Source organism: Microbacterium dauci (assembly GCF_030065535.1).
GTDB lineage: Bacteria > Actinomycetota > Actinomycetes > Actinomycetales > Microbacteriaceae > Microbacterium > Microbacterium dauci.
In genome coordinates, this window is record NZ_JASJND010000005.1 from 64,356 (window position 1) to 83,569 (window position 19,214).

Here is a 19,214-nt window from a genome sequence, read left to right on the forward strand (position 1 = left end):
GCGCACCTCCGAACACTCTGTGCAGGATGGCGCGCCCGCGGCATCCACCGCAGCACAAGGAGGATTCCCATGCGCACCTCACCCAACCGCCTCGTCGCCACGATCTTCGGCGCCGTCTACCTGCTCGTCGGTCTGCTCGGCTTCACCGCGACCTCAGGTGTCGGCTTCGTCTCGACCGACGGTGGCCTGCTCCTCGGCATCTTCGAGGTCAACCCGCTCCACAACGTGGCCCACCTGCTGATCGGCGCCGCGCTGCTCATCGGCGGCCTTTCGAACGTGAAGGCCGCGAAGGGCGTCAACATCGTCGTCGGAGCCGCGTACCTGCTGCTCGGCATCGTCGGATTCTTCATCGCCGACACCGCCGCCAACGTGCTCGCCCTGAACACGAACGACCACTTCCTGCACCTCGCCAGCGCGCTCGTGCTTCTCGGTACCGGCATCGCCGCCGACAAGCAGGTCTCGCCCCGTCAGGCGGTCTGAACCATGACCGCATCCGCACTGACCCGCTCCTGGCCGGCGCTCGCCGCCTGGGGTGCGGGCCTGCTCGACCTCGGGCTCGGTGCGGGTGCGGTCACCCAGGGCGCCGACCCCGCCTCGCGCGGCGTCGGCGTCCTGCTCGTCTTCGTGGGGACCGCGACGCTGGCCTGGGGCGTCGCGGCCCTCGCGACCGGTCGCCTCGTCCTGCCGCGCCTGACGACGGGCGGCTCGCTGGTCGCGATCGCTGCGGTCGTCGCGGCGCTCGCGCTCGATCCCCAGGGAGTCAGCGCGCTCGCCGTCGCCAGCGCGCTGCTGCTCACGCTGGTGGTCGGCATCGCGGCGGCACTGACGGTGCGCCGTGCGGCACGTTCCGAAGCGGATGCCACGCCCGCGGCATCCGCTGCTCGAGAGCCACGCCGCACGAGCATGATCGGCCTCATCGCCGGTTGCATCGTCGTCGCCGGGCTCGTCACTCCGTCACTCGGGTCGACCGCCGTCGGCAGCGACGCGCCGAGCCACTCCGACCACGAGCTGGTACTCCCGGGCCACGGCGGCCACTGACCCGCTCAGGTGGCAGTACTTGCCGCTTCGCGGGGCGCGTAGCGGCGTGTCCTGCCACCTGAAGCAGGATCAAGGGCTTGACGCACAAGCGACGAGCGGATGCCGCCCCGCGGCATCCGCTCCCACTCACACTCCGCGGGCGAGGCGGTAGTACGCCTGGTTCCAGCGGAGCTCCTTCTGGAACCCGCGCACCGTGGTGTCGTCGTCGATGACGAGGAGCTCGGTGCCGGCGATCTCGGCGAAGTCGCGGAACACCTCGATGCCGACCGCGGTCGTCATGACCGTGTGGTGTGCGGCTCCCGCGGCGAGCCAGCACGCGGCCGAGGTCGCGAAGTCGGGCTGCGGCTTCCACACCGCACGTCCCACCGGCAGTTTCGGCAGGTCGGGGGCGTCGACGTTCTCGACCACGTTCGCGACGAGGCGGAACCGGTCGCGCATGTCGCTCATCGCGACGACGAGCGCCGGCCCCGGGTCGGCGGTGAAGACGAGGCGCACCGGGTCGGACTTGCCGCCGATACCAAGCTCGTGCACCTCGAGCCGTGGCTTCGCGCTCGACAGCGAGGGCGAGACCTCGAGCATGTGCGCGCCGAGGATCCGCTCGTTGCCGGGCACGAGGTCGTACGTGTAGTCCTCCATGAGGCTCGCGCCGCCGGGGAGGCCCGCGCCCATGACGTTCGCGACGCGGACGAGGATCGCGGTCTTCCAGTCGCCCTCGGCGCCGAAGCCGTAGCCGTCGGCCATGAGGCGCTGCACCGCGAGCCCGGGCAGCTGCGTGAGCGCGCCGAGATCCTCGAACGACGTGGTGAACGCGCCGAATCCGCCCGCCTCGAGGAACGAGCGGAGGCCGATCTCGATCGCGGCGCCGTCGCGGAGCGACTGGTGGCGGTCGGCACCCGGGAGTAGCTCGTCGGCGACGTCGTAGGTGGCGACGTACTCCTCGACGAGGGCGTCGATCTGCGCGTCGGTGGCCTGCGCCACGGCATCCGCCAGCTCGTTCACGCCCCACGTGTTGACCTGCACGCCGAACTGCAGCTCGGCCTCGGTCTTGTCGCCTTCGGTGACGGCGACGTAGCGCATGTTGTCGCCGAAGCGGGCGAGCTTGAGGGTGCGGGCGGCCTGCCAGCCGGCGGCGGCGCGCTGCCAGTCGTCGATCTGCTGCACGACGACCGGGTTCGAGACGTGCCCGACGACGGTCTTGCGCGAGACGCCGAGGCGCGTCTGGATGTACCCGAACTCGCGGTCGCCGTGCGCGGCCTGGTTGAGGTTCATGAAGTCGAAGTCGATGTCGTTCCACGGCAGCTCGACGTTGGCCTGCGTGTGCAGGTGCAGCAACGGCTTGCGCAGCGCGTCGAGGCCGGCGATCCACATCTTCGCGGGGCTGAAGGTGTGCATCCACGCGATGACGCCGATGACCGAGTCGTCGGCGTTCGCGTCGAGCGCGAGCCGGCGGATCGAGTCGGCATCCTTCAACACCGGCTTCCATTCGACCTTCACCGGGAGTCCGGAAAGTCCCGCGGCGACGGCCTGCGACTGCTCGGCGACCTGCCGCAGCGTCTCTTCGCCGTAGAGGTTCTGGCTGCCGGTGACGAACCAGACGGTGTACTGCTCGAGGCTGGTGGAGAGGGTCATGCGGTTCCTTCGTTCGATGAGCGGATGCCGCGCACGGGCAGTGCGGCGACGGCTGCGGCCTCGGCGGCGAGGCCGGCGCGGTAGCGGGTGAGGTAGTCGGCGAACCCGGCGACGTCGGCCGGGTCGGGGTCGGCGGTGACGGATGCCGCCCCCGCGAACACGTGGTCGGTGAGGTACGTCGCGAGGGTTTCCAGCGCTTCGCCGGCGCCGATGTGCGGGTCGGATGCCGCGGCATCCGCGATTCGGGGCTGGTGAACGGCGAACGCGGCGAGCACCGCCATGCCCCATGCCCCGCCCTCGGCGGCGGTGTCGCCCACGGTGACGGGTGCGTCGAGCGCCGCGGCGAGGAAGCGCTGCGCGACGCCGGCGGTGCGGAACACCCCGCCGTGCGCGAACATCTGCTCGAGCGCGACGCCCTCCCCGGCGAGCGTCTGCATGCCGAGCGCGAGCGTCGCGAAGACGCCGTACACGTGCGCGCGCATCGTGTTCGCGAGCGTGAAGTCGGCGTCGGGCGTGCGCACGAACAGCGGTCGGCCCTCGTCGAGCCCGGCGATCGGCTCACCCGAGAGGTGGTTGTACGCGAGCAGTCCGCCGGCGTCGGGGGCGCCGTCGAGCGCGGCCCGCAGCAGCGTTTCGAACACCGCATCGGCAGGCATCGCAGAACCGGATGCCGCCGCGAACGCCCCGAACAATCCCGCCCAGGCGCCGAGCTCGCTGGCGCCGTTGTTGCAGTGCACCATCGCGACGGGGTCGCCCGCGGGCGTCGTCACGAGGTCGATCTCGGTGTGGACCCGCTCGAGCGGACGCTCCAGGACGACCATCGCGAAGATGCTCGTGCCGGCGCTGACGTTGCCGGTGCGCGGTGACACCGCGTTCGTGGCGACCATGCCGGTGCCGGCGTCACCCTCCGGCGGGGCGGCGACCGCGCCGGGCTGCAGTGTGCCGCTCGGGTCGAGGAGGGCCGCACCGGCGGCGGTGAGGGCGCCGGCATCCGCTCCCGCAGGGAGCACCTCGGGAAGCAGGTCGGCGAGGGGCCGGTGAAGCCCGGCATGCGCGTCATACGTCGCGATGCGCTCGCGGTCGTAGTCGCCGTCCGCGCCGATCGGGAACATGCCCGATGCGTCGCCGACGCCGAGCACGAAGCGGCCGGTCAGCCGCTCGTGCACCCACCCGGCGAGGGTGTTGATGCGGGCGAGCGACGCGAGGTGGGCCTCGTCGTCGAGCACGGCCTGATGCAGGTGCGCGATCGACCAGCGCAGCGGGATGTTCACCCGCAGCAGCTCGGTGAGCTCGGCGGCAGCCGGCCCGGTCGAGGTGTTGCGCCACGTGCGGAACGGCACGAGCAGGGTGCCGTCCGCGTCGAACGCGAGGTAGCCGTGCATCATCGCCGAGACACCGATGCCGGCGAGGGTCTCGATCCGGGCGCCATATTGCCGCTTAACCTCGGCGGCGAGGTCGGCGTACGCGGCCTGCAGCCCCGACCAGACGGCGTCCTCCGGGTACGTCCAGACGCCGTCCTCGAACGCGTTCTCCCACGCGTGCGCACCGGTCGCGAGCACGACGGTGGGGTCGGCGGCATCCACGAGGCATGCCTTGATACGCGTCGAGCCGAGCTCGATGCCCAGCGCTGCCCTGCCTTGACTGATCAGCTCCGCACTCATCGACGGTCGTCCGAGCTCTGGCCGTAGACGTTCTGGTAGCGGTTGTAGAGGGCGTCGATCTTGTCCTGCGGGATCGGGATGACCTCGCCGCCCTGCCGCGCGAAGTGCACGGTGCGGGCTGCGTCCTCGCACATGACGGCCGCCTTCACGGCATCCTTCGCGCTGACGCCGATCGTGAACGGACCGTGATTCTGCATGAGGACGGCGCGCGAGCGGTGGCCGCTCAGCGTCTCGACGATGCCGCGGCCGATCGAGTCGTCGCCGATGATCGCGAACGGCCCGATCGGGATCGGCCCGCCGAACTCGTCGGCCATACCGGTGATGACACAGGGGATCTCTTCGCCGCGCGCGGCCCAAGCGACGGCATAGGGGGAGTGGGTGTGCACGACGCCGCCGACAGTGGGCATGTTCCGGTACACGTAGGCGTGCGCGGCGGTGTCGCTCGAAGGCGACCGCTCGCTGCCGGGGCTGCCGGCGACGACGTTGCCGTCGAGGTCGCAGAGGATCATGTTCTCGGGAGCGAGGTCGTCGTACGAGACGCCGGAGGGCTTGATGACGAAGAGGTCCGCGCCCGGCACGCGGCCCGAGACGTTCCCGCCGGTCCAGATGACGAGGCCGTAGCGGACGAGTTCGGCGTGCAGGGCGGCGACGTCGGCGCGGATGGCGTCGATCGCGCGCTGCACCTCGGGGCTGATCGCCTCATTGGGATCGGTCATGCTGCGATGTTACCGATAACACGGCGCGGATGCCACCGGTTGTTGGGCCACCGCCGATGTCGGCGGCCGCTGCTCGTGCCGCGTGGCATCCGCTCGCCGTTCACAACTCCTCAAAAGCCGCATCGAACAGCCCGAATCTGGCCGGTTCGGGCAGAACTGCCGCCGAAGTTGAGGAGTTACGAACGTGGGCGCGGCAACAACTCCGGAGAAACCGACCCCGCACGCCCGTAACAACGGCTGGGGGCGGCGCGGCAGCGGGAAACTCCGGAGTTGTTGCAGGAGGACGCGGCTCAGCGGGCGGCGGTCGAGGCGCGCGCCACGAGCACGGGAGCGGACGCCGGTGTGGCGTCGCCCAACCCGAGGACCTCGGCGACGACGCGGCGGGCCTCGCCGGCGGTGTCGACGCGGACGGTCGTCAGTGCCGGCGTGTAGAAGGCGGCATCCGCGTTGTCGTCGAATCCGGTGACGCTGACGTCGCCCGGCACGGCGATGCCGGCGCGCTGCAGCCCCGCGATGAGGCCGAGCGCCATCTGGTCGTTGGCGACCGCGACGGCCGTCGGCCCGCTGGGCGCGCGCACCGCGGCGGCCACCTCGTCGGCGACGGCCGCGCCGGCCGCGGCGCTCCAGTCGCCGTGCCACACCGGTGCGGCCTCCGCGCCCGCCGCTTCCAGCACCGCCGCGGCACCCGCGTCGCGCTCGATCGCCTCGAGCCAGTCTGTCGGCCCCGCGAGCCGCGCGATGCGCCGGTGCCCGAGCTCGAGCAGATGCGAGACCGCGAGCCCCGCCGCGCGCCGCTGCACCTCGCCGCCCGCGCCGGAGTGCAGCGCACCGAGCGGGGTCTCACCGATCGTGCCGCGTAGCGCGGGCAGCGTCGCGGTGTGCGGCGCGACGACGATGAGCGCGTCCACCCCCTGTGCGAGCAGACGGGATGCCGCGGCCGTCACGGCGACCGGGTCGGCGGCGTCGGCGTACGCGGTCGCGATCCAACGGTCCACGTCCTGGGCGGCCGCATCGAGCGCGGCGATCCCGGCGGAGGGGCCGGAGAGGGTGGCATCCGAGGCGATGACGCCGACCGTCCGCGTGGTCGAGGTGCCGAGTGCGCGAGCGGCGTTGTTCACCCGGTAGCCGAGCTCGGCCATCGCCGCCTCGACCCGGGCTCGGGTGTCGGGGCGCACCTTCGGGCTGTCGTTGATGACGCGCGAGACGGTCTGCGTCGAGACCCCGGCGCGGGCGGCGACGTCGCGCACGCCGGCTCGTGTCGTCCCCGCTCGTCCCATGCCGCCACTGTATCCGCGCACCCGCCCAGTCCGTTTACGCGCGATTTCGGGCGTAACGACGCACGGTTTCACACCCAAACCCGTGCGTAAACGGACAGGGCTTGCATCCCGGCGCTGGAATGTCGAGGCCTCCGCACCGATCCGGCACCCCGACTACGGTGGGGAACCCCGAGACCGGAGACCCGAACCCGCCGGAGGTGACCGATGCGGATATTGCAGCGTCTCGCGTTGGCGCGCCTCCACGCCCGCATGCCCGAGTGGGTGCGCATCGTCGTCGCGATCGCGGCGCTCGTGCTCGGCGTCGTGATCGTGATCCGGCCGACGACGGCGCTCGACGTTCTCGCGTGGCTCATCGGTGGCGGCATGGTGCTGACCGGCGTCCTCGACCTCACCGGCCGAGCCGACGAGTCGGAGCGGCCGCGGTGGCGCACGCTGACCGGCCTCGCGTGGCTCATCGCCGGCCTCATCGTGCTGCTCGCACCGGGCCTCACCGTGCGAGCGCTCGCGAGCGTCGTCGGCGTGCTGCTGTTCGCGGCGGGCGCGCTCGGGTTCGCCGCAGCGTTCGGTCGCGGTCGCACGATCGACGCGCGGATCGCGGATGCCGCGTTCGGCGCCTCGGGCGTGATCTTCGGCGTGCTCGCGTTGTTCTGGCCCGACATCACGCTCCTCGTGGTCGCGGTCGTGTTCGGTGCGCGACTCATCATGAGCGGCGTCGTCGACCTCTGGACGCGCATCCGCCGTCGCAACGATGCCGCCAAGGCCCCCGCGGTACGGCCCCGCCGCTGGGGTCGCACGGTGATCGCGCTCGCGTCGGTGGCGCTCGCCGTCACGACGACGGTCGTCACGGTGCCGCTGCGCGAAGGATCGACGGTCGTCGACGAGTTCTACGCGGCGCCCCGAGACATGCCCGATGAGCCGGGGCGGCTCATTCGCGCCGAGCCGTTCACCGGTGGCATCCCGGCGACGGCGAACGCCTGGCGCATCCTCTACACGACCACCGGTGTCGACGGTGAGGTCCGCGAGGCGAGCGGCATCGTCGCGGTGCCGAAGGACGGCGACGGCCAGTGGCCGGTCATCGACTGGAACCACGGCACGACCGGGTACGCGCAGCACTGCGCTCCGTCGCTGCAGCCGCGCGGCATGTGGTCGGGGGCGATGTACATCCTGCCGACACTCATCCGCGAGGGGTGGGCGGTGGTGTCGACCGACTACATCGGCCTCGGCACCGAGGGGCCGCATCCGTACCTCATCGGCCCGCCCAGCGCCTACGCGTCGCTCGACGCGGTGCGCGCCGCGAAGGAGCTCGAAGACGCCGACCTCGGCGCCCGCACCGTCGTCTGGGGGCACTCGCAGGGCGGCGGCGCGGCGCTGTGGACCGGCGCGCTCGCGCGCGAGTACGCGCCGGACGTCTGGGTGCAGGGCGTCGCCGCGCTCGCGCCGGCGAGCGACCCGGCCACGCTCGTGCAGAACATCTCGAGCGTGACCGGCGGCAGCATCTTCGCCTCGTACGCGTTCGCGTCGTTCTCGGACATCTACCCCGAAATCGAGTACCGCGACTATGTACGCCCCGGCGCCGAGACGAGCCTGCGCCAGATGTCGGAGCGCTGTCTCAGCGACCCGGCCATCATCGTGTCGGTCGCCGCCGCGCTCGGGATGAGCACCGATCCGCGGCTGTTCTCGACGTCGCCGGCGACGGGTGACCTGGGCGTGCGCCTGCGCGAGAACACCGCGCCGATGCTGCAGACCGCGCCGCTACTGGTCGGGCAGGGTGGTTCGGACAGCGTGATCTCGGCCGGGTCGCAAGCCGACTTCGTCGACCGGATGTGCGCCGCCGGGCAGGACGTCGACTTCCGCATCTACGACGGCTACGAGCATGCCGGTGTGGTGGAACGTCCGTCGCCGCTGCTCACCGAGCTCGTCGAGTGGACGCGCGACCGATTCGCGGGCGTCCCCGCCGCCGAGGGCTGCGAGACCACCCGCCAGTGAACCGGGGGAAGTCAAGCGGATGCCCCCCCGCCGCCGCCCGCATTTAGGGTGGGACGCATGACCGAGAAGACCCTGCCCTCCGGCATCCACCTCGATGAACTGAGCGCCACCGTCCGCCCGCAGGACGACCTGTACCGGCACGTGAACGGCTCGTGGCTCGACCGCACCGAGATCCCCGAAGACAAGGCGCGGTGGGGGTCGTTCCATCTCATCGCCGAGCAGGCCGAGCACGACGTCAAGGTCATCATCGAAGAGGCGCAGACCGCCGAGCCCGACACCGAGGCGCGCAAGATCGGCGACCTCTACACGAGCTTCATGGACACCGACGCGATCGAGGCGGCGGGTGCCGACGCGATCGCCCCGCAGCTGACGTTCGTCGACCAGGTGACCGACGTCGCGGGCCTGCTCCACACCGTCGGTGTGCTGGAGCGCGAGGGTGTCGGCGGTGTCTTCGGCACGTACATCGAGCCCGATCCCGGCAACCCGCAGCGGTACGTGACCTTCATCGTGCAGGGCGGACTGTCGCTGCCCGACGAGAGCTACTACCGCCTCGACAACTTCGAGGGCACGCGCGCCGCGTTCCGTACGTATGTCGCGACGATGCTGACGCTGGCGGGCGTCGCCGACGCCGAGGCGCAGGCCGACCGGGTGCTCGCGCTCGAGACCGAGCTCGCCTCGCACCACTGGGACAACGTCCGCAGCCGTGACGCGGTCGCGACCTACAACCTGATGTCGTGGGATGCCGCAGTGCAGCTCGCCGGCGTCGACCTGGCGCCGTGGCGCGACGCGGTCGCCCCGGGTCGTGCCGACGCGATCACCGAGGTGAACGTGTACCAGCCGAGCTTCCTCGAGGGGCTCGGGTCGCTGCTGACCGAGGAGCGGCTCGAGGACTGGAAGGCGTGGCTGCGGCTGCACGTGATCCGCGCGTCGGCGCCGTTCCTGTCGCAGGCGTTCGTCGATGCGAACTTCGCGTTCTACGGCACCGAGCTCACCGGCGTCCCCGTCAATCGCGAGCGCTGGAAGCGCGGCGTCTCGCTCGTCGAGGCCGCGCTCGGCGAGGCGGTCGGCAAGGTGTACGTCGAGCGGCACTTCCCGCCGCAGGCGAAGACCGAGATGGACGAGCTCGTCGCGAACCTCGTCGAGGCCTACCGGCAGTCGATCACCGGCCTCGAGTGGATGACGCCCGCCACCCGCGAGCGCGCCCTCGAGAAGCTCGACAGCTTCACGCCGAAGGTCGGATACCCGGTGGCGTGGAAGGACTACAGCGACCTCGAGATCGCGGCATCCGATCTCACGGGAAACGTGCGCCGCTCGAACGCGTGGGAGCACGACCGCCAGCTCGCCAAGCTCGGTGCGCCGATCGACCGCGACGAGTGGTTCATGACCCCGCAGACGGTGAACGCGTACTACAACCCGCTCATGAACGAGATCGTGTTCCCGGCTGCGATCCTGCAGTTCCCGTTCTTCGACCTCGAGCGGGATGCCGCGGCGAACTACGGCGGCATCGGCGCGGTCATCGGCCACGAGATCGGCCACGGCTTCGATGACCAGGGCAGCGCGTTCGACGGCACCGGCGCGCTCAACGACTGGTGGACCGACGAGGACCGCGCCGCGTTCACCGAACGCACGAGCGCCCTCATCGAGCAGTACAACGCGTTGGTGCCGGAGGGCCTCGCGGCCGATCACACCGTCAACGGCGCGCTCACGATCGGCGAGAACATCGGCGACCTCGGCGGACTCGGCATCGCGATCAAGGCGTACCGCCTCCATCTGAAGGCGATCGGGTCGACCGACCCCGACGGACCCGTGGTCGACGGGTTCACCGGCATCCAGCGCCTGCTGCTGAGCTGGGGACAGATCTGGCAGCAGAAGGGTCGCGACGCCGAGATCATCCGGCTGCTGACGATCGATCCGCACTCGCCGAACGAGTTCCGCTGCAACCAGATCGTCCGCAACGTCGACGAATTCTACACGGCGTTCGGGGTCACGGAGTCCGACGCCCTGTGGCTCGACGAGGACCAGCGCGTCACCATCTGGTGAGCATGCGCGGCGCGCCGGTCGTCAGCATCGAGCTGCTGCTCGACGACGACACCGAGCGCGCCGTGCGCGCGGAGTGGGATGCGCTCGCCGCGGCGGGCCTGTCGAGCCTCGCCGCGCACACCGCGCCGAGCAACCGGCCGCACGTGACGCTGCTGGTGCGGCCCGAGCTGGGCCCGTTCGCCGTCGCCGAGCGTGCGGCGTTCCCTGTCGTACTCGGCGCCCCGCTGCTGTTCGGCTCCGGTGACCGCCGGGTGCTCGCGCGGTCGGTGTTGCCGTCTGCGGCGTTGCTCGAGCTCCACGCCGCGGTGCACGGCGCGGCCGGTCCGGGCGAGAACGCCCCGCATTCCGCTCCCGGCGAGTGGATGCCGCACGTCACCCTCGCCCGCCGCCTCAAGGTCGCCGACCTCGACCGCGCGCTGCCGCTGGTCGGCGGTGACCTGCACGGCCGCGCCCGCGCGCTGCGGCGGTGGGACGCGGCATCCGCCACCGTCACCGACCTCGGTGGGTTCCGCGACTGAGCCGGCGTCGACCCGACGCGAATCGTCGCATTCGCGGCGTCCGCGTGACCGATTGCGTCGGCTCGGCGAGCGCGCTCGGCGGATTCCGCCTCATCGCTTGACCCTCACACGGTGTCAGACTGTGGCCTGGGATCACCATGTTGAGTATCGGAGAATTCGCTCGCCTCGCCGGCGTCTCGGTGCGGATGCTGCGTCACTACGACCAGCTCGGTCTGCTGCGCCCGCAGCGGGTCGACCCCTTCTCGGGGTACCGCTCATACACGGCGGCGCAGCTGGATCGCGCCAACCGGCTCGTCGCTCTGAAGGACCTCGGGTTCACGCTCGAGCAGGTCGGCGCCATGCTGGACGACGCGACGCCGGGTGCATCGGTGGCCGACCTGCTGCGCACGCGCCGCGGGGAGCTCGCGGCGCAAATCGACGCCGATCGGCAGCGCCTGCGCGAGATCGAGACGAGACTCCGATCGATCGAGAAGGAGCATCCCATGTCCGCATTCATCGAAACCGCACTCCCCGAGCTGCGCGTCGTCCAGTTGGCCGTGAAGGTCAGCGAGATGGCGCAGATCGAAGAGGAGATCAGCGGCATGTTCGACCGGGTCAACGCGTTGATCCGCGAGTCCGGCGCCGCCTACGTCGGTCCCGGTGTCGCCGTCTACACGACGGTCGACGACGGCGTGATCGCCGCGGCCGCCGAGCAGATCGGCGACGCACCCGTCCCCGACGGGCTCGAGGCGGCCATCGTCGCCGCGCACCCGAGGGCCCTCACCGTGCGCCTCGAGGCCGACGACCTCGCAGGTATCCAGGCCGCGTGGCAGGGGCTCGTCGGCGAGATCGAGCGTCGCGGGCTCCGCTTCGACGGACCGGCCCGCGAGATCTACGAGCAGACCCCGTTCGACGGCCCCGGCACCCGCTGGATCGTCGACCTGCAGCAGCCCGTCGCCTGACCGGCGAGGCACGGCCGCGTGCACAGCGTCTCCAATCGGGGCGCTGTGCGCCGGTTCGGGCCGCTTCCGCGCCTCGGCGTCGCCGAAACGGAGACGTTGTGCACGCCCGGGCGGCGTCACTGCGGCGCTACTCCGCGGCGCGGGCCTCGAGCCAGCGTCGCTCGGCGCCGTTGCCGGCCAGCCCCGCCGCCTCGCGGTACGCCGCGGCGGCGGGGCGACCGGCGCGGGTGAGCAGATGCGCGCGCACGGCGCCGACCCGCACCGCGGGCGTCCGCGGCGCGAGGTCGTCGAGCAGCCGCAGCGCGGCATCCGCCCCGTGCACCTCGGCGAACGGGACGAGTCTCGCGAGTTCGACGACCGGACCGGGGTCGATGACCCGCAGCAGGTCGTAGAGCGCGAGGAGCTCCTGCCAGTCGGTGTCGGCGAAGCTCGTCGCGGCATCGTGGAGCCCTGCGATCGCGGCGCGGAGCTGGAACGGGCCGAGCGGATGCCGCGACAGTGCGACGGTCAGCAGGTCGTCGGCCTCGGCGATGAGGTCCCGCCGCCAGAGCGAGCGGACTTGGTCGGCGAGGGCGACGAGCGACCCGTCGGCGGCGATCCGTGCCGGGGTGCGGGCGCTCGTGAAGAGCATGAGTGCGACGAGGCCGCGCACCTCGCCGTGCCATGGCGCCGACGACGGTGTCACGGCAAGGAGCTGTCGCGCGAGCCGCAGCGCCTCGACCGCGAGCTCCGGCCGGGTGATGGCGTCGCCCTCGGCGGCGCTGTGCGACTCGGTGTGGACGAGCCCGAGGACGTCGAGGATCGTCGGGATGCGATCGGCGAGGTCTGCGTCGTCGAAGCGCGCGTCGGCGGCGCGCAGTGTCGCCTTCGCGCGGGAGATCCGCTGGGCCACCGTCGCCTCGCTGAGCAGCAGTCCGCGCGCGATCTCCCGGGTGCTGAGCCCGGCGACCGCGCGGAGCGTGAGAGGCACCTGCGCAGTGCGGGGGAGCGCCGGGTGGCAGCACAGCGCGTAGAGCGCGAGCGTGTCGTCGACGGTCGAGACGGCGGCGGGTGCCGGGTCGAGCATCGTGATCCGCAGCTCTCGCTCGCGGCGCGCGGCATCCGACCGCACCTGATCGATCGCGCGACGCACGGCGACCGTGGTGAGCCACGCCGCGGGTTCGTCGGGGATGCCGTCCTGCGGCCACTGCCGGGCGGCCGCGACGAGGGCTTCCTGCACCGCGTCCTCGGCGTCGTCGAAGTCACCGATGCGGCGCGTGACAGCGGCAACCGCGCGCGGCACGGCCTGCCGCAGGGCGGCGACGAGCGCGGCCTGCGGAGCCGGCCGACGCGGTGTCACATGAAGCCCGCGGCCTGGAAGTCCTCCGCGGTCAGCGTCCGCGCGACGCGGATGCCGCCCACCGCGGCTTCGGGGAACCGCGCCGCGATCTCGTGGGCCCGCTCGGGGCCGGCGACGTCGACGAGGTAGAAGCCGCTGACGACCTCGGTCGTCTCGGGGAGCGGCGCGTCGGTGACGACATCGCCGGTGCGGGTGACGACGCGCTGGCCGCGCTCGTCGAGGGCCTTCGACTCGACGAGTTCGCCCGAGGCCTCGAGGTCGCTCTCGATCGACCAGTACAGCTCGTAGGCGGCGCTGCGCTGCTCGTCGGTCATTGCGGCGAACATGTCGGCCACGGCGGCGTTGCTCTGGATCAGGATGAGGTACTTCATGTCCGGTGCTCCTTCTCGGCCGCGTCTCGGCCGTTCCAGTGTGTCGGAGCCGGTCGTCGATTCTCGACAGGATGCCGCGAATCAGGCGGGCCGCCATCCACGGTCGCCGTCGAGGGCGGCGAGGATCTTGCGGGTGTGGCCGCCGAGCTGCCGTGCCTGCGCGTCGGTGAGTGCGCCGAAGACGACCCGCTGGACGAGTTCCACGTGCCCGGGCGCGGCCGCGCGCTGCGCGTCGGCACCGGCGTCCGTCAGCACGGCGAGCGTGTACCGGCCGTCGGACGGGTCGGTCTCGCGCCGCAGGAGCCCGCGTGCCTCGAGGCGGGTCGCCGCTCGCGACAGGCGCGAGAGCGTGCTGTGCGCGTACCCGGCGAGGACGCTCATCCGGAGCGTCCGGTCGTCGGCGTGCGCGAGCGCGTAAAGCACGCCGTACTCGAAGTGAGTGAGGCCCGCGTCGCGTTGCAGCTGCGCGTCGAGCGCGGCCGGGAGCCACTCGAGCAGCGTCGCGAGTGACGCCCAGGTCTCGAGTTCGGCGGGTTCGAGTGCGTGGCTGGGCATGCCTTCAGTGTACGACATGACTTGCTCAAGCAAGTGAATGGACGTAGCCTGACTTTCCTAAGCAAGTCAACGGAGGGAGAAGACGTGGATCTCCAGCTGCGCCACAAGCGCTCGTTCATCAGCGGATCGACACAGGGCATCGGCTTCGCGATCGCCACCGCGCTCGCGGCCGAAGGCGCCGCCGTCGTGCTCAACGGTCGCGACCAGGGTCGGACGGATGCCGCGGCCCTGCGCATCCGCGACGAGGTGCCGGACGCCGACGTCTCGGCCGTCGTCGGCGACGTCTCGGGCGTCATCGGCGAGCTGGGCGAGGTCGACATCCTCGTGAACAACGCGGGCCTGTTCGAGCTCACCGACTTCGCGGCCCTCGGCGACGACGAGTGGCAGCGGTACCTCGACGTGAACCTCATGAGCGCCGTGCGGCTCTCGCGCGAGGTGCTGCCGGGCATGCTCGAGCGCGGCTGGGGACGCATCGTCAACATCGCGAGCGAGTCCGGCGTCAACGTGCCCGCCGACATGATCCCCTACGGCGTCACGAAGGCCGCGATGATCGCGCTCGGCAACGGGCTCGCGAAGCTCACCCGTGGCACCGCGGTCACCGTCAACACGGTGCTCGGCGGACCGACGTACTCCGACGGCGTGGCATCCGTCGTCGAATCCATCGCCGAAGCGCAGGGAGCTCCCGCGGAGGCGACCAAAGCCGCCGTCATCGGGCAGAACCGCACGAGCCTGCTCGAGCGGTTCATCGAGCCCGCCGAGATCGCGAGTCTCGTCGCCTACCTCGCCAGCCCGCTCGCCTCGGCCACGAACGGCGCAGCGCTCCGCGCCGACGGCGGCGTGCTCACGACGACGCTCTAGCGCCCCGCGTCAGAAGACGATCGTGTGGTTCCCGTGGCGGATGACGCGGTCGTCGGCGTGCCAGCGCACCGCGCGCGAGAGCACCTGACGCTCGACGTCGGCACCGCGGCGGACGAGCTCCTCGACCGTGTCGCCGTGGGTCACGCGGATGGTGTCCTGCTCGATGATCGGCCCCTCGTCGAGGTCGCCGGTCACGTAGTGACTCGTCGCGCCGATGAGCTTCACGCCGCGCTCCTTCGCCTTGCGGTACGGCTCGGCGCCGATGAACGCGGGCAGGAAGGAGTGGTGGATGTTGATGACCGGCACGCCGAGCTCTTCGAGGAACGCCGGCGACAGGATCTGCATATAGCGGGCGAGCACGACGAAGTCGACGTTGCCCTTCAGCAGCTCGAGGATCTTCGCCTCGGATGCCGACTTGTCGGGGCCGGGCACCGACGGCACGTGGAAGAACGGCACACCGAACGAGCGAACGTCCTCGGCAGAGGTCGTGTGGTTCGAGATGACCATCGGGATCGTGGTCGGCAGCTCGCCGCGGCGGTTGCGCCACAAGAGGTCGAGCAGGCAGTGGTCCTGCTTCGACGCGAGGATCGCCATGCGCTTGGGTACCGACTGGTCGGTCAGCGACCACTCCAGCTCGAACGGCTCGAGCGTCGTCGCGATCTCGGCCTCGATCTGCGGGCGCGCGGCCGCGAAGTCGGGGCGGTGGAACACGACCCGCTGGAAGTACGCCCCGCCCCGCGGGTCGTCGGAGTACTGGTCGAACGCGACGATGTTGCCGCCGATGCGGGTGATCATCGCCGACACGGCCGCGATGATCCCCGGGGTGTCCTTGCCGTGCACGATCAGGCAGGCGTGGGCGGGGTGCAGCTGCGGCGCAGGCGACGTCATCCCTCGATTCTGCCCTGAACGAGCGGATGCCGCCGACCGCAGCAGCCGCACCGCGGCTGTGTCGCCGGATGACGGCGGCGGCCCGGGCGGCATCCGCTCGTCCCTAGGGTCGGAACGGGCGCCCTGTGCCCGCCATGACCACCGACACCGAGGAGCACTCGTGACCGACTTCTTCGACCGCACCGGCGACGCCGCGTACACCCGCGTCTACAAGGAGGAGACCCCCGACATCCTGCAGACGTGGGCGGCGTTCAATGGCGCCGTCTTCGCGACGGAGGGCCGCGAGATCCCGCTGAAGTACCGCGAGCTCATCGCGCTCGCCGTCGGCGTGACCACGCAGTGCGCGTATTGCATCGACAGCCACACGCAGGCGGCACTGCGCGCCGGGGCGACGAAGGCCGAGCTCGCAGAGACCTCGTGGGTCGCGACCGCGATCCGCGCCGGCGGCGGCTTCACGCATGGCCGACTCGCCTTCAAGCTGGCCGAGAACCCGCCGCACCAGCACTGACACGCTGCGCAGTGTTCAGGGCGACTGGGCTCAGGCCGAGACGGTGACGTCCCACGGCCCGGGCCCGGTCGCCACCGGCTGTCCGCTGGTGCGCGACCACTGGCTCCACGACCCGGTGTAGACCCGCGCGTCGACGCCGGCGAGCTCGTAGGCGAGCGCGGAGTGCGCCGACGCGACGGCCGAGCCGCAGTACACCGCGACGGGTGTGCCGGGGCGGATACCGTGCGCTTCGAGCGTCGCGGCGATCTCGGCCGGCGCCCGCAGGCGGCCGTCCGGCAGCATGTGCGAGACCGCCGGCAGGTTGATCGCGCCGGGGATGTGACCGCCGACCGGGTCGAGCGCCGCGGCCCGGCCCCGATACTGCTCGGGGCTCCGCACGTCGACGAGTACCCCGTGGCGGGGCAGGCGGGCGACATCGGTAAGCGAGATCTCGCCGGGGTCCGCGTCGATCACGTCGGCGTTCCCCGGTGCGACGGCGACGTCGCCGGTCTGCAGCGGGAGCCCCGCCGCGATCCACGCGCCGATCCCGCCGTCGAGCACGCGGATGTCGATACCGCGCCGCCGTAGCAGCCACCAGGCACGCGCGGCCGCGACACCGTCGTTGTCGTCGTACGCGACGACAAGGTCGCCGCGGTCGATGCCCCACCGGCGCACCGAGGCGCGGAGGTCATCGACGTCGGGGAGCGGATGCCGCCCGAGCTCGGGGTGCCCCGGACTCGCCAGCTCTCGCTCGAGGTCGACGTACACCGCGCCGGGCAGGTGCCCCGCAACGTAGGCCGGGCGCCCCTCCGGCAGATCGAGCCGCCAGCGCACGTCGAGCAGCCGCACCGTCCGCCCGGACGCGCGGGCGACGTCGATGTCGTCGACCGAGAGGAGGGATGCCACGGGTCGAGCCTCACGTCGATCCCGCAGCACCGCCTCCCGTGAGGAAACATGCCGAAACGCACGCCGTCATACGGCGCAACAGTCGTGCGTGGCGCGGGGAGGGTGCGACAGCCAGGGTGTCCGTGCTGCGGGTACGGTGGCGGCATGGTCGACCTCGACATCCGCGAACTGCACACGATCGAGGACATCGTCCTCGCGAGCCGGGTCTTCGGCGCGGTGTGGGGGTCGCCCGACGGCGGCATGCCGCCGAATCTCCTCCGTGCGCTGGAGCACTCCGGCAACTACGTCGTCGGCGTCTTCGAGGGCGAGCGTATGGTTGCGGCATCCGCTGCGTTCTTCGGTCCACCTGCGGCGCGCAGCATGCACTCGCACGTCACCGGGGTGCTGCCCGGGTTCCAGGCGCGGGGCATCGGCCGCGCGCTGAAGCAGCACCAGCGCGAGTGGGCGTTCGCGCGCGACGTCGGCACGATCACGTGGACGTTCGACCCGCTCATCGCGCGGAACGCGCACTTCAACCTCGAGGTGCTCGGCGCCCGCGTCACCGACTACCTCGTGCACCACTACGGCGCGATGGACGACGGTGTCAACGCAGGCGAAGAGAGCGACCGCCTGCACGTCGCGTGGCACCTCGCGTCGCCGCAGCGGAACCCTGAGCCCGCCGACGTCGTCGCGGTCGTCGAGCTGCCGCACGACATCGAAGCGCTGCGGGTGTCGGACCCGCAGGAGGCGGCCGCGTGGCGGCTACGCGTGCGCGACGCCTTCCGCGCGCAGCACGACGCCGGGCTCGTGGTCGGCGGCTTCCGCTCCGGCGAGGGCTATCTCTTCACCCGGCCCTGACAGCGACCCCGTAGCCTGGCGCCATGCCGATCGACGCGCCCGCAGCATCCGTCCGTCTCGAGCAGGTCGAACTGCGGGTGCTGCACATCCCGCTGGTCAGTCCCTTCACGACGTCGTTCGGCACCGAGACGGTCCGCGAGGTCATCGTGGTCCGCGCCGACACGGCCGACGGTGTCTCGGGCTGGGGCGAGATCGTCACGCAGCACATGCCCTCGTACTCGAGCGAGTACACGCACGGCGCGTGGGACGTCGCGAGGCGGTGGCTCGCCCCGGCGCTCCTCGCGTGCGACGCGATCGCTCCCGAGGAGGTCGCGGGTGCACTCGAGCACGTCGTCGGGCACCGGATGGCGAAGGCGGGGCTGGAGCTGGCGGTGCTGGATGCCGCGCTCCGCACCGAGGGTCGCTCGTTCGCGTCGTACCTGGGCGCTGTGCGCGAGACGGTGCCGTCGGGGGTGAGCGTCGGCATCCAGGCCGATCCCGAAGCGCTCGTCGAGACCGTCCGCGGCTACCTCGACGAGGGGTACGTGCGCATCAAGATCAAGATCCGCCCCGGGCGCGACATCGACGACACCGCGGCGGTGCGGGCGGCGTTCCCCGACATCCCGCTGCAGGTCGACGCGAACTCCGCGTACACACTCGCCGACGCCGACCTGCTCGCCCGCCTCGACCGGTTCGGACTGCTGCTCATCGAACAGCCGCTGCAGGAGGACGACATCGTCGACCACGCCGCGCTCGCGCAGCAGCTGCGGACGCCCATCTGCCTCGACGAGTCGATCACCTCCGCGAAGGCCGCGCGCGACGCGCTCGCCCTCGGCTCGACCACCGTCATCAATGTGAAGGCCGGTCGCGTGGGCGGGTATCTCGAAGCCGTCCGCATCGCGGACCTGTGCGAGGCGGCCGGCGTACCGGTGTGGTGCGGCGGCATGCTCGAGACCGGCGTCGGCCGGGCCGCGAACGCCGCGCTCGCGGCGCTGCCCGCGTTCACGCTGCCGGGTGACGTGTCGGCATCCGATCGGTTCTATGCCCGCGACATCGTGACCGAGCCCGCCGTCCTCGAAGACGGCCACGTCCGCGTGCCGACCGGACCGGGACTCGGCGTCGAGATCGACCGCGACGCGCTCGACGCGTTCACAGTCGAGAGTCTCACGCTGCGGCGCTGAGCGCCGC

General features: G+C 71.6%; 19 protein-coding genes. 10 read left to right on the forward strand and 9 right to left on the reverse strand.

The features are described from left to right. The first annotated feature begins 69 nt into the window (after window positions 1–69). Both QNI14_RS07500 and QNI14_RS07505 read left to right on the forward strand, forming a co-directional pair. Window positions 70–480 carry a DUF4383 domain-containing protein gene (locus QNI14_RS07500; protein ID WP_283715900.1) on the forward strand — a complete coding sequence of 137 codons (411 nt, stop codon included), beginning with the start codon at window positions 70–72 and terminating at the stop codon, window positions 478–480. A 3-nt stretch (window positions 481–483) separates the two neighbouring features. After that, entirely contained in the window at window positions 484–1,038 is a 555-nt protein-coding gene (locus tag QNI14_RS07505; protein ID WP_283715902.1) for a hypothetical protein, read from the forward strand. Between the two features lie 126 nt (window positions 1,039–1,164). On the opposite strand, the gene araA is transcribed toward QNI14_RS07505, so the two are convergent. From araA to QNI14_RS07525, 4 genes are all read right to left on the reverse strand, one after another. Further along, window positions 1,165–2,667 (reverse strand): L-arabinose isomerase, encoded by a 1,503-nt coding sequence (araA, locus tag QNI14_RS07510; protein ID WP_283715903.1) that lies wholly within the window; start codon window positions 2,665–2,667, stop codon window positions 1,165–1,167. Next, window positions 2,664–4,328: a xylulokinase gene (locus tag QNI14_RS07515; RefSeq protein WP_283715904.1), complete on the reverse strand. Its 1,665-nt coding sequence runs from the start codon at window positions 4,326–4,328 to the stop codon at window positions 2,664–2,666. The genes araA and QNI14_RS07515 overlap by 4 nt, the downstream gene beginning before the upstream one ends. Then, a complete protein-coding gene (locus QNI14_RS07520; RefSeq protein ID WP_283715905.1) occupies window positions 4,325–5,044 on the reverse strand; it encodes an L-ribulose-5-phosphate 4-epimerase in 720 nt (239 codons plus the stop codon). The genes QNI14_RS07515 and QNI14_RS07520 overlap by 4 nt, the downstream gene beginning before the upstream one ends. Before the next feature lie 290 nt (window positions 5,045–5,334). After that, window positions 5,335–6,321, reverse strand: a complete 987-nt coding sequence (locus QNI14_RS07525) for a substrate-binding domain-containing protein (RefSeq protein WP_283715906.1) — start codon at window positions 6,319–6,321, stop codon at window positions 5,335–5,337. A 228-nt stretch (window positions 6,322–6,549) separates the two neighbouring features. Here QNI14_RS07525 and QNI14_RS07530 point away from each other — a divergent pair, with 228 nt between their 5' ends. The 4 genes from QNI14_RS07530 (at window position 6,550) to QNI14_RS07545 (ending at window position 11,806) form a co-directional block, all read left to right on the forward strand. Beyond that, a complete protein-coding gene (locus QNI14_RS07530) occupies window positions 6,550–8,307 on the forward strand; it encodes a lipase family protein (protein WP_283715907.1) in 1,758 nt (585 codons plus the stop codon). A gap of 57 nt (window positions 8,308–8,364) precedes the next feature. Continuing rightward, complete coding sequence (locus QNI14_RS07535; protein WP_283715908.1) at window positions 8,365–10,347, forward strand: M13 family metallopeptidase; 1,983 nt, start codon at window positions 8,365–8,367, stop codon at window positions 10,345–10,347. Between the two features lie 2 nt (window positions 10,348–10,349). Further along, entirely contained in the window at window positions 10,350–10,865 is a 516-nt protein-coding gene (locus QNI14_RS07540) for a 2'-5' RNA ligase family protein (RefSeq protein WP_283715909.1), read from the forward strand. Between the two features lie 140 nt (window positions 10,866–11,005). After that, window positions 11,006–11,806, forward strand: coding sequence for a MerR family transcriptional regulator (locus tag QNI14_RS07545; protein WP_283715910.1), 801 nt, complete (start codon window positions 11,006–11,008; stop codon window positions 11,804–11,806). Between the two features lie 127 nt (window positions 11,807–11,933). Here QNI14_RS07545 and QNI14_RS07550 read toward each other — a convergent pair whose 3' ends face one another. The 3 genes from QNI14_RS07550 to QNI14_RS07560 form a co-directional block, all read right to left on the reverse strand. After that, window positions 11,934–13,145, reverse strand: a complete 1,212-nt coding sequence (locus QNI14_RS07550) for an RNA polymerase sigma factor (RefSeq protein ID WP_283715911.1) — start codon at window positions 13,143–13,145, stop codon at window positions 11,934–11,936. Continuing rightward, a complete protein-coding gene (locus tag QNI14_RS07555; RefSeq protein WP_283715912.1) occupies window positions 13,142–13,516 on the reverse strand; it encodes a YciI family protein in 375 nt (124 codons plus the stop codon). The genes QNI14_RS07550 and QNI14_RS07555 overlap by 4 nt, the downstream gene beginning before the upstream one ends. Window positions 13,517–13,597: 81 nt before the next feature. Next, on the reverse strand, window positions 13,598–14,071 hold the full coding sequence (locus QNI14_RS07560; RefSeq protein ID WP_283715914.1) for a MarR family winged helix-turn-helix transcriptional regulator: 474 nt from the start codon (window positions 14,069–14,071) through the stop codon (window positions 13,598–13,600). Between the two features lie 84 nt (window positions 14,072–14,155). Here QNI14_RS07560 and QNI14_RS07565 point away from each other — a divergent pair, with 84 nt between their 5' ends. Beyond that, entirely contained in the window at window positions 14,156–14,929 is a 774-nt protein-coding gene (locus tag QNI14_RS07565; protein ID WP_283715916.1) for an SDR family NAD(P)-dependent oxidoreductase, read from the forward strand. A 9-nt stretch (window positions 14,930–14,938) separates the two neighbouring features. On the opposite strand, the gene purU is transcribed toward QNI14_RS07565, so the two are convergent. After that, window positions 14,939–15,817 carry a formyltetrahydrofolate deformylase gene (gene purU, locus QNI14_RS07570; protein WP_283715917.1) on the reverse strand — a complete coding sequence of 293 codons (879 nt, stop codon included), beginning with the start codon at window positions 15,815–15,817 and terminating at the stop codon, window positions 14,939–14,941. A 160-nt stretch (window positions 15,818–15,977) separates the two neighbouring features. On the opposite strand from purU, the gene QNI14_RS07575 reads away from it, so the two are divergent. Further along, complete coding sequence (locus tag QNI14_RS07575) at window positions 15,978–16,325, forward strand: carboxymuconolactone decarboxylase family protein (protein WP_283715918.1); 348 nt, start codon at window positions 15,978–15,980, stop codon at window positions 16,323–16,325. A gap of 30 nt (window positions 16,326–16,355) precedes the next feature. On the opposite strand, the gene QNI14_RS07580 is transcribed toward QNI14_RS07575, so the two are convergent. Beyond that, entirely contained in the window at window positions 16,356–17,210 is an 855-nt protein-coding gene (locus QNI14_RS07580) for a sulfurtransferase (protein ID WP_283715919.1), read from the reverse strand. Between the two features lie 144 nt (window positions 17,211–17,354). Between QNI14_RS07580 and QNI14_RS07585 the strand changes: the two genes are divergently transcribed. Both QNI14_RS07585 and menC read left to right on the forward strand, forming a co-directional pair. Then, on the forward strand, window positions 17,355–18,047 hold the full coding sequence (locus QNI14_RS07585) for a GNAT family N-acetyltransferase (protein ID WP_283715920.1): 693 nt from the start codon (window positions 17,355–17,357) through the stop codon (window positions 18,045–18,047). Between the two features lie 23 nt (window positions 18,048–18,070). Further along, a complete protein-coding gene (menC, locus tag QNI14_RS07590; protein ID WP_283715921.1) occupies window positions 18,071–19,207 on the forward strand; it encodes an o-succinylbenzoate synthase in 1,137 nt (378 codons plus the stop codon). The last annotated feature ends 7 nt before the right edge of the window (window positions 19,208–19,214 follow it).

Excerpts from the sequence above, each read along its gene's own strand:
- QNI14_RS07500 (WP_283715900.1), top strand. The coding sequence starts at position 70 with ATGCGCACCTCACCCAACCGCCTCGTCGCCACGATCTTCGGCGCCGTC.
- QNI14_RS07505 (WP_283715902.1), top strand. The coding sequence starts at position 484 with ATGACCGCATCCGCACTGACCCGCTCCTGGCCGGCGCTCGCCGCCTGG.
- araA (WP_283715903.1), bottom strand. The coding sequence starts at position 2,667 with ATGACCCTCTCCACCAGCCTCGAGCAGTACACCGTCTGGTTCGTCACC.
- QNI14_RS07515 (WP_283715904.1), bottom strand. The coding sequence starts at position 4,328 with ATGAGTGCGGAGCTGATCAGTCAAGGCAGGGCAGCGCTGGGCATCGAG.
- QNI14_RS07520 (WP_283715905.1), bottom strand. The coding sequence starts at position 5,044 with ATGACCGATCCCAATGAGGCGATCAGCCCCGAGGTGCAGCGCGCGATC.
- QNI14_RS07525 (WP_283715906.1), bottom strand. The coding sequence starts at position 6,321 with ATGGGACGAGCGGGGACGACACGAGCCGGCGTGCGCGACGTCGCCGCC.
- QNI14_RS07535 (WP_283715908.1), top strand. The coding sequence starts at position 8,365 with ATGACCGAGAAGACCCTGCCCTCCGGCATCCACCTCGATGAACTGAGC.
- QNI14_RS07540 (WP_283715909.1), top strand. The coding sequence starts at position 10,350 with ATGCGCGGCGCGCCGGTCGTCAGCATCGAGCTGCTGCTCGACGACGAC.
- QNI14_RS07555 (WP_283715912.1), bottom strand. The coding sequence starts at position 13,516 with ATGAAGTACCTCATCCTGATCCAGAGCAACGCCGCCGTGGCCGACATG.
- QNI14_RS07560 (WP_283715914.1), bottom strand. The coding sequence starts at position 14,071 with ATGCCCAGCCACGCACTCGAACCCGCCGAACTCGAGACCTGGGCGTCA.
- purU (WP_283715917.1), bottom strand. The coding sequence starts at position 15,817 with ATGACGTCGCCTGCGCCGCAGCTGCACCCCGCCCACGCCTGCCTGATC.
- QNI14_RS07585 (WP_283715920.1), top strand. The coding sequence starts at position 17,355 with ATGGTCGACCTCGACATCCGCGAACTGCACACGATCGAGGACATCGTC.
- menC (WP_283715921.1), top strand. The coding sequence starts at position 18,071 with ATGCCGATCGACGCGCCCGCAGCATCCGTCCGTCTCGAGCAGGTCGAA.